Source organism: Noviherbaspirillum sp. (genome assembly GCF_036846085.1).
GTDB lineage: Bacteria > Pseudomonadota > Gammaproteobacteria > Burkholderiales > Burkholderiaceae_D > Noviherbaspirillum.
In genome coordinates this window covers 1-9,549 of the sequence record NZ_DAIUCO010000213.1, presented here as the reverse complement: position 1 = coordinate 9,549, position 9,549 = coordinate 1, and the positions used below count along the sequence as shown (strand labels likewise).

Below are 9,549 nucleotides of genomic sequence, written 5' to 3'. Positions count from 1 at the left end.
ATCCCACCCTTCCCCCTGCAAGGGGAAGGAGCCATTCAGTGCCGTGAAATCACGACAACTCATCCTTCAGAAGCCTTTGCGCTTTACGGGCAGTCTTTACGCGTACTACTTCACCCTAGCCATTCATCATGGCCATCCCCCGCGATCCCACTCTCGACAACTCCCTTGCTCTTCTCCGCGAGGGTTACACCTTTGTCGGCAACCGCTGCAAGCGCTACCGGACCGATGCTTTTGAAACCCGCCTGATGCTGCGCAATGCCGTCTGCGCGTTCGGCGAGGATGCCGCAAAAATGTTTTATGAACCCGGCCGCTTCACCCGCAAGATGGCGATGCCGCCTACCGCGGCGATGCTGCTGCAGGACATGGGTAGCGCGATGATGCGTGACGGCGAAGCGCACCGGGTGCGCAAGCAGATGTTTCTGTCGGTGCTGCAGCCGGAGAGTGTGCAGCGCCTCGTGTCGCTCGCCGAGCGGCACTGGCTTGCCCGCATCGATGACTGGCAGCGCAGGGACCATGTCGTACTGCAGGAGGAAGCGGAACGTATCCTGTGCGCCGCGGTATGCGAGTGGGCCGGCGTACCGCTGACGGATGCGGGGACGGCGCAGCGCACGCGCGAATTCGCGATGATGATCGACGGCGCGGGAAGCATCGGGCCGCGGAGCTGGAAAGGCATGATGCTGCGTTCCCGTACCGAGGACTGGATGCGCAGCGTGGTGGAAGCGGTGCGTGCCGGCCATTTCACCGTCCCGCACGGTTGCGCAATCGACGCCGTGGTTTCGCATCGGGATGCAGACGGTGCGATGCTGGATACCCGGGTGGCGGCGGTCGAAATCATCAACCTCCTGCGGCCCACGGTAGCGGTGGCGCGCTACGTCACCTTCGCCGCGCTGGCGTTGCACGAATATCCCGAAACGCGGGAGTGGCTTGCCTCGGGCGATGCGGACGCGCTGGAATGCTTTGTGCAGGAAGTGCGCCGCTTCTATCCGTTCTTTCCGCTGATCGGCGGCAATGTCATCGAACCGTTCGACTGGCGCGGCCGTCATTTCGCGCAAGGCGATTGGGTGTTGCTGGACATGTTCGGCACCAACCACGATCCCCGCATCTGGGACGAACCGCAGCAATTTCGCCCCGAACGTTTCCGCCGCTGGAACGGCAGCGCCTACAACTTCATTCCGCAAGGCGGCGGCGATGTCCGCGTCACGCATCGATGCCCGGGTGAAACGACCACCATCGAATTGACGAAGATGGCGGTCAGGATGCTGACCACGTCGATGCGCTATCAGGTGCCCCGGCAGGATCTGCGCATCAGCCTGTCGCGGATGCCGGCGATACCGGCCAGCCGCTTCATCATCAGCGATGTCGAGCGATTGGAGTCGACGCCTCAAGCACCGGTAGCCACCCGCGCCGCCGCAAGATCCCATGCCGCGTGACCGACGGTTTTCAGGACCGGTACCGGTGACTTGTCCGTGATCCCGTTCCGGATCACGCTTGCCAGGTCACGCACCTTGCTCCAGTCGATATTCGCCCGCAGCAGATCGCCCGCCTCGTGCCGCGCGCCGGCGAGGTGATCGACCACCACGCCGCGCGCATGCAGCAGCTCGGCGGGCAACTCGGCCATTTCCGGCTTGAATGCGCCCACCCCGATCGCCATCGTGGCCGGCGGCAACTGCGCCGGGATCACCGGCACGGTGGCTGTCGTGAGTGCAATGACGACATCGACTTCCTGGCATCGCGCCGCGATGTCGGCCGAACCGATCGGAAAGGCTGAGGCCTGTGCATGCCGCAACCGCAGCGCATCGCAAAACGCCTGTGCATGATGTTCGCTGCGGCTTGCCACGAACAAGCGCGTCACGCCGAAAAACTCGATGAGGGCATCGGCATGCGCCGCCGCCTGCACGCCGGTGCCGATCAGCAAGGCGGAGACCGGCGCGGCAGGCGCGAGTAACTGGATGCCCAGCAAGGTGACTGCTGCGGTACGTCGCGCCGTCACCGTCGGTCCATCGAGCATCGCATGCCGGCGTCCTGTCTTGCTATCGAAAACGATCACTTCCCCTTGTATGGCGGGCAGGTCGTGACGGGCGTTGTCCCCATGCACCGTGATCAATTTCGTCACCCCAATGTCTTGTGCGATGGCAGGCATCGCGAGCAGTACGCCGGCTTCTTCGATCGGCACCACCAGCCGTTCGGGCGCAGCAATGCTGCCGTTTGCATAGTCTTGCGCAGCCTCCGCTATTGCCGGTACCAGCCTGGTATAGGGAAGCAGATGCGCCGTCTGGGCAGCGTTGAATATGTGCATCGTGTCGGAGATAAATGGAATTGAATGGAAAGAAACGGAAGGTTTCGTGAAGGAACGTGTGGCTGTTTGCTTGCGGTCGGTACACATGGTCGCACCGTTCTTATACCACTTGCAACATACAGGAACTAATCATGCATTTTTGACTTCATACAAACCCTTGCGATTTTAATACCGGCCGAATTGCATCTGAACCACCCGCTCATGTCCTGTTTCACAGTCGCATGAAAAACACCTGCAGACGATCTTGTAAAAAGAATTCGACATGGCGCCTTGCAGGAAACAACGTTTCTTAACACACCAGCGGCGATGCACGGGACAGAAATATAAGTAGAACAGGGTGGTGCAGAAATAGCCGGCGGCAAAATCCCACCGATTTTCAATCGACTTGAAAAAGGAATTGCATGATGAAGACAACTACGAAAAACGACTCCGGAATGCTGACCGGTCTCTTCCGTGACAAGGACAGCGCTGAACGTGCGTATCGAGGTCTTTCCGATCGCGGCTATACCCACGATGACATCAATGTCGTCATGTCCGATGAAACTCGGAAGCGGCATTTTTCCGACGGCTCAACGAGCGAACTCGGCAACAAGGCTGCTGAAGGCGCCGGTATCGGCGGTGCGGTCGGCGGTACGCTGGGCGCAGTCATTGCCGCCATCACCGCTACCGGCGCTAGCCTGGTCATACCGGGCGTGGGTCTGGTCATCGCCGGCCCTCTGGCCGCTGCGGCGGCCGGCGCGGGCGCAGGCGCCGCCACCGGCGGCCTGCTCGGTGCGCTGGTGGGATGGGGCATTCCCGAGGAACGCGTGAAGCATTACGAGAGCGGCCTCAAGGAAGGCGGCATCCTGATGGGCGTGAAGCCGCGTTCCGATGAAGATGCCGCGTACCTGCACCAGCACTGGCGCAGCAGCAACGGCGAACATATCTACGGCCCGGGCGCCGATGCGGACACCCTGGGCACCGGCGGCGGACACACCGTGGTTGGCGTGTACGATAACTACACCGACGCGGATAACACGGTGCAGGCATTGCTCGCCGCGGGATTTGCGCGCTCGAATGTGCAGATGAATCCGGAAAACGAATCGGCAACGGACACGACCGCGACCACCGCATCGGACACAACCGGCACATCGCATAGTGCCGGCGGCATCGGCGGATTCTTCCGTTCGCTGTTCGGCGGCGACGAGCACAAGGAACATCACGATGTGTATGCGGAATCGGTACGCCGCGGCAGCTATGTGGTGACCGTGGATTCCGCGACCGACGATGATGCCGACCGTGCGTCCGAGATCATGGCGCGTCACAACGCCGTCGATATCGACGAACGCGCCAGCCATTGGAAGCAGCAGGGATGGTCCGGCTACGATGCCAGCGCGCCGCGCTACACCGGCGACCAGATCACCACCGAACGCAGCGCCTACACACAGGCACGGCCTGCCGCCACCACCACGGAGGGAACATCACGCATTCCGGTCATCCAGGAAGAACTCGCAGTCGGCAAGCGCCAGGTGCAGCGTGGCGGCGTGCGGGTGTTCCGCCGCATGACGGAACGGCCGGTCAACGAGTCGGTGACGCTGCGAGAAGAGCACGTCAACGTCGAGCGCCATCCTGTCGACAGGCCGGCAACCGATGCCCAGCTGGCTGCATTCAAGGAAGGTTCGATCGAGCTGCGCGAAACGTCGGAGGAAGCCGTCGTATCGAAGACGGCACGCGTGGTCGAGGAAGTCGTGGTGGGCAAGGAAGTGTCGCAGCGGACCGAGCAGATCAGCGATACGGTGCGCAGGACGGAGGTCGAGGTGGAGCAGCTTGGCACGTCGGGAACGACAGGCACCACAGGCACGACCCGCAGCACCCTCGACGACGACACCGACTACCGCCGCCATTGGCAGACTGCCTATGGTTCGTCGGGCGGCCGTTATGAAGACTATGACGCCGCCTATCGCTACGGGTCGACGGCAGCCGGCAGCGGCCGCTATCAGAATGCCCAGTGGTCCGATGTGGAACCGCAACTGCGCAGCGACTGGGAGTCCAACCATCCTGGCAGCACCTGGGACAAGGTGAAGGATGCGGTCCGGTACGGCGCCGAGCGCGTCGGCGGAAATCGCCGTCACTGATTGACGTGATGCATTGCCGGTGGTGCAGGTTGCTGCCGGCATTCTGATGTTCTTGGAAAGCCAGTCTCAGCAATGGACTGGCTTTTTTTTGTCAGGGGCTGAATGTATGGGTAGGTTTAAGTGCAACTGAATAACTGAAGGGCTGAATTGGTTTCGCTGTAGAGATCCTTCCACCTTTTAAAGGGAAGGAACTCTACGGCGGTGTCTACGGCCTGGTCGCGCTACCGCACAAAAAGAACCACTAGCGAAATAACCGTTCCCACCGCAAACACGCTCACCGCGCCGATTATCAGCCGCATTTTCGAGCGCAACTCGCCAGTCGTCTTGATGAGCTGCGCATTCTGATCCGCGAGTGCCGTGATCAATTCGGCGGACGATACCATCTCCTGCTGCAAGGTCGTGACCTTGCTTTCAAGGAAGGCGATGCGGCTGTCGATTTCCTGCAATGCCTGCATCTCCGGCGACAGTGCCTGCACGGTTTCGACCGGAGCCTGTGCGGGCGCCGCTTCTTCCTTTGCGACAGACTTCCATAGTTTCTTCGCGCTGTCCGCGACGAAGGGCGCATTCTTGACGACGTCCGCCCAAGGGACCAACTTCAGTGCCGAAATCCAGTTTGTTGCCATTGAATCACCTGTCTCGAATTTGTCCGGATGCCATGTTCATAAGATGCGCGGCAGGCTCCGATCGTTCGCGCGCATATCTGCCTGCTTCGGCCCGTACGCCTGCCTGCGCGTCGCGGGCGAATGCGGCGCAATACCCCGCAAACATCAGCAAGCTGCCGGTGATCAGCAGAAAATGATCGAATGTGCCGGCATGCGTTCCGCCTTCAGACATGCAGCCGATGGCGCTGAATATCAAGCCAATCAGAAAGCATCCCCATGTCTGTACCGAAGCGAGCAGGTTGTGCAGGTTCATTATGTTTCCGCAATTCAAAGTTCTATAGAGAAACTCAAGCCGCTTTGGTTCCATAGTTCGGGAGAGTCTGCACACGAATGTTTTTCGTCACGCTGCAATAGGGATCATGCCCCATACAGGCCTCGTGTGCGCGCATAAACGCGCACTAATCCAAGAAGTCCATCGATGGTCGGCGTTGCCACACCGGCCATTTCCCCGATTTCCTGCACCGCCGTGACCAGGGCATCGATCTCCAGCGCCTTGCCGGCTTCGGCATCCTGCAGCATCGATGTCTTGAAGGCACCGAGCTTGCGCGTCACCGCCATCCGGTCCTCGCCGCTTTGCGTGATGGGGCAGCCGATCTTCGCGCCGATGTCGGCGGCCTCGCGCATCGCGGCGAGGCAGAAGCTGCGCACCAGCGGATCGTCGAGGAGCCGGTCGCAGGTGGCGCCGGTGATGGCCGACAAGGGGTTCATCGTCATGTTGCCCCACAGCTTGTACCAGATGTCGGTGCGGATATCGGCACTCGTCTCGACGTCGAAACCGGCGTCGCGCAATAGGAGCGCCAACCGTTCCAGCCGCGCCGACATGCCGCCGGCGGGTTCGCCGATGATGAGGCGGTTGCCGAAACCGGGGCGCACCATGCCGGGTTCCGGGCTGGTGCTGGACAGATGCACGACGCAGCCGATCACTTGTCGTGTCGGCATCGCTTTCGGCAACACGCCGTCCGGATCGAGCGAACGCAGCCGGGTGCCTGCGAAGGGCAGCGACGGATGGTCGAAAAACCACCACGGCACCCCGTTCATCGCGGTCACTACCAGGGTGTCGGGTCCGACGAGCGGCGCAATGCGTGCCGCCACATTGGCCAGCGCAGTTGCCTTGACGGCGACGATCACCACATCCTGTATCCCGAGCGCCGCAGGTTCCTCTTCCGCGCGCAGCGGCACGGTGCGCAAGCGGTCCGCTTCCTGCACCCGCATGCCGTGCGAGCGCAATGCCGCCAGCGTGGCGCCGCGCGCGATTACGCTCACTTCAGGACGCGCAGCGCCGTCGATCGCGGCCAGCCGCGCTGCCATCAATCCGCCGACCGCGCCGGCACCGTACACCGCAATCTTCATCTCCAGCTCCGTATGAAATGTCTCTCCGTCAGGATAAGGGAAAGCGCCTGAATGCCCAAGGCCGTCAATCACCGGACAGGCGCGCGGCCGGATGTGATCCCGCACGTCCGTTCCCGATTCCGTCACTTGTACCGGCGCCTTGCCGGTTTGGCCGATTGCCCTTCCGGTCCAAAGCGTTCCAGTACAAAGTCGATGAAGGTGGTGAGCTTCGGCGTCGGCTGCCGGTCGTGCGGATAGATCAGGTGCATCGGCCGCGGCACCGGCACGTAGGCCTCGAGCAGCGACACGAGCCTGCCCGCCTCGACGTCTTCGCCCAGCAGCACTTCGGACTGCATCACCACGCCATAGCCGCGCAGGGCCGCCATCCGCAGCGCCTGGCCGTTGTTCGAGCGGAAACGGGTGGCCGGAAGCTCTGGCGCGTCGCCGTCCTCATCGTTCAGCATCCAGCGCACCCGCTTGTTCCAGTGGCTGTAATCCAGGCATTGATGGGCGGCAAGGTCGCGCGGCGTCTTCGGGATGCCGGCACGTTCGAGGTAGGACGGCGATGCGCAGATCAGCATCCGGTAGAGCATCAGCGGCCGCGCCACCATGCCGGAATCATCCAGCACGCCGATGCGGATGGCGGCATCGAAACCTTCCTCGACCAGGTCCACCACCCGGTCATTCAGTTGCAGGTCGAGGCTGACTTCCGGATGCAAGGCCAGGTAATCCGTCATGGCGGGGGCCAGCCACTGGGTGCCGAAGGAAACCGGTGCGTTGACCTTCAGCATCCCGCGCGGCGCGGTCCGCATCGCCTCCGCACCGGATTCGGCGGCCCGGATATCGGCCAGGATCAGGCGGCATCGTTCGGCATAGCGCTGGCCGATCTCGGTCAGGCGCTGGCGCCGCGTGGTGCGGGCCAGCAGACGCGCGCCGAGCCGCTCCTCCAGGCTGCGGATGTGCTTGCCCACCATCACCGGCGAGATGTTGAAGGCTTCGGACGCCGCGGTGAAGCTGCCCTTGTCCACCACCGCCACGAACACTTCCATGCTCAGCAATTTGTCCATGAATTGCAAACCATTGGTTATGAATGTTGTTCATGCTAGCGCATTTATTCTCTTGGATGTGCAATCGATAATGGCCTCACTGACAACGCCGCACCGTCGCGGCGACGCAGCCAACATTCACTCAGGAGGCAGTATGAACATCATCGTAATCGGCGCCAGCGGCACCATCGGTCGGGCAGTCGTGGAAGAACTCGGCGCACGCCACGACATCATCGAAGTCGGCAGGACCAGCGGCAAGCACCAGGTCGACATCACCGATATCGCCGGCGTGCGCAATCTGTTCGAGCGCGTCGGGAAAGCGGATGGCGTGGTGGTCACCGCCGGTGACCTGCATTTCGGACCGCTGTCCGACATGACGCCGGCGCAGTTCGGCATCGGCCTGCAGCACAAGCTGATGGGGCAGGTGAACGTGGCATTGGCCGCGCAGCATTACCTGAACGAGGGCGGCTCGATCACGCTCACCAGCGGCATCGTCGGTGATGAGCCGATCCGTTTCGGCGTCAATGCGACGACCGTCAACGCGGCGGTGGAAGGCTTCGCGCGTGCCGCGGCGCTGGAACTGCCGCGCGGCCTGCGCATCAACGTCGTCAATCCGTCGGTGCTGAAGGAATCGATGGACGCCTACGGACCGTATTTCCACGGCTTCGAGCCAGTACCGGCCCGCCGGGTCGCGCTGGCGTATGTGAAGAGCGTGGACGGGCTGCAGACAGGGAAGGTGATCCGGGTCTGGTAGTGCTTTACCGGAAAGGCGACCATGTATGCGTTATCAACGATTTCGCGACCGGCCATGCACATGTCGGATCAGGCATCGTAAAACTTTCCCGCAGTCAAATCGCCCCGGTATCCCGAAAGCGAAAAATCACCTCGGCAGCTTCATCGTGTTTTCAGGCAATGTTCAGTCGTCATTGGTGTTCACGCAAAGTGAACACCAAATAAAATTGAACAAAGAAGTCACACGCGCGGCATGTGCCTGCTCTCAGCCGCCATTCCGCGCCGCTTCATATCCCGCATACGAATGCTTCAGCGTCGCATGGTTGAGCAGCATCTCCGCCTTGAGGCGCTGGCCCGCCTCGTCGAAGATGCGCGTGCGCACCCAGTAGGATTCGGTGCGCTTGCTTTCCGACAGTGCAACGACCTCGCGCCGGATCAGGTAGGTTTCGCCGACGAACAGCGGCCCCTCGACCATGCGGATTTCCTGGTCGGCGAAGAGGCCGACGACAGGATGTTTCACCGGGAACTTCGCCATCGGGCTGGTGTACTCGGCGAGCACGCTCACCATTTCCAGCGGAATGATCGCCCGGCCCCATGGCGAAGATGCGCCGTCGGCATACCAGGAGGAATGCTCCGTGATCCGCTGGAGTTTCTGCGCAAGCGAGAAGGGATAGAGCTTGCCCATGTGCTGGTCGGCATCCATGCGCACCAGTTCATCCTGCGCACCGGTCATGCCCACGTGCAGGTCGGACAGGATCACCAGCTTTTCCGGCGGACGCAGCTGCGCCATGCGCTGCTCCAGCAACGTCGTTCCGTGATCCGGGCCCAGGCTGGCGCTGGCTTCGAGAACAGGCGTGCCATCGCCCTTTTCGGCCCATGCCCGCGCCTGCGTGGCGCCCGGCGCGGGCAGCTCGACGAAGGCGCGCACCGATTCGCCCTCGACCACCATGTTCTGGAAATGCGAGGAGAAGCAACCGCGCTCGAACCAGGCGTTGCCCCACAGGTGCGCCAGCAGGGGAACGAACTGGCTGAAGTGGGTCGGTCCTTCGATCGGCCCGGCGCGAAAGCCGAGTTTCTCGGCCATGGCGTCGTCATGGATGGAGGTGTGGCCGCTGTATTCCTGTTCGGCCAGCATTTGTCGCGGTTGCCGCAGCGGGCCGCAGAGGGAGAGGGGTGTTTGGAAGGTCATGGGTGTGCAGTTTTGTTCGTGTCGCCGTCTTTCGAGCCATCTCCGGAGGGCTCCTTCCCCCTCATAGGGGGAAGGTTGGGATGGGGGTGGTGAGGTCGAGCAATCGCATGCAGTTGATCAACCTTTACACCCCTCCTTGCAGGACGCATCTGCGCTTGCAGGCGCAGACCGTTCAGCAGGC

The 9,549-nt window shown here is 62.1% G+C and carries 9 protein-coding genes; 3 read left to right on the top strand and 6 right to left on the bottom strand.

Going from position 1 to position 9,549, the window contains the following annotated elements:
* Nucleotides 1-128 precede the first annotated feature (128 nt).
* The gene (locus V7080_RS19920; protein WP_334190139.1) at nt 129-1,430 is read left to right on the top strand and encodes a cytochrome P450; all 1,302 of its coding nucleotides are present in this window, start codon (nt 129-131) and stop codon (nt 1,428-1,430) included.
* Here V7080_RS19920 and V7080_RS19915 read toward each other — a convergent pair.
* Complete coding sequence (locus V7080_RS19915; protein ID WP_334190138.1) at nt 1,382-2,296, bottom strand: delta(1)-pyrroline-2-carboxylate reductase family protein; 915 nt, start codon at nt 2,294-2,296, stop codon at nt 1,382-1,384. The genes V7080_RS19920 and V7080_RS19915 overlap by 49 nt on opposite strands.
* A gap of 401 nt (nt 2,297-2,697) precedes the next feature.
* Between V7080_RS19915 and V7080_RS19910 the strand changes: the two genes are divergently transcribed.
* Nucleotides 2,698-4,410 (top strand): YsnF/AvaK domain-containing protein, encoded by a 1,713-nt coding sequence (locus V7080_RS19910; RefSeq protein ID WP_334190137.1) that lies wholly within the window; start codon nt 2,698-2,700, stop codon nt 4,408-4,410.
* A gap of 221 nt (nt 4,411-4,631) precedes the next feature.
* On the opposite strand, the gene V7080_RS19905 is transcribed toward V7080_RS19910, so the two are convergent.
* The 4 genes from V7080_RS19905 to V7080_RS19890 form a co-directional block, all read right to left on the bottom strand.
* Nucleotides 4,632-5,033, bottom strand: a complete 402-nt coding sequence (locus tag V7080_RS19905; RefSeq protein ID WP_334190136.1) for a hypothetical protein — start codon at nt 5,031-5,033, stop codon at nt 4,632-4,634.
* 4 nt (nt 5,034-5,037) lie between these two features.
* Complete coding sequence (locus tag V7080_RS19900; protein ID WP_334190135.1) at nt 5,038-5,325, bottom strand: hypothetical protein; 288 nt, start codon at nt 5,323-5,325, stop codon at nt 5,038-5,040.
* A 104-nt stretch (nt 5,326-5,429) separates the two neighbouring features.
* A complete protein-coding gene (locus tag V7080_RS19895) occupies nt 5,430-6,422 on the bottom strand; it encodes a 2-dehydropantoate 2-reductase (protein WP_334190134.1) in 993 nt (330 codons plus the stop codon).
* 122 nt (nt 6,423-6,544) lie between these two features.
* Nucleotides 6,545-7,468, bottom strand: coding sequence for a LysR family transcriptional regulator (locus V7080_RS19890; RefSeq protein WP_334190133.1), 924 nt, complete (start codon nt 7,466-7,468; stop codon nt 6,545-6,547).
* Between the two features lie 133 nt (nt 7,469-7,601).
* Here V7080_RS19890 and V7080_RS19885 point away from each other — a divergent pair, with 133 nt between their 5' ends.
* The gene (locus V7080_RS19885; RefSeq protein WP_334190132.1) at nt 7,602-8,201 is read left to right on the top strand and encodes a short chain dehydrogenase; all 600 of its coding nucleotides are present in this window, start codon (nt 7,602-7,604) and stop codon (nt 8,199-8,201) included.
* 243 nt (nt 8,202-8,444) lie between these two features.
* On the opposite strand, the gene V7080_RS19880 is transcribed toward V7080_RS19885, so the two are convergent.
* Entirely contained in the window at nt 8,445-9,368 is a 924-nt protein-coding gene (locus V7080_RS19880) for a hypothetical protein (RefSeq protein WP_334190131.1), read from the bottom strand.
* Nucleotides 9,369-9,549: the final 181 nt, after the last annotated feature.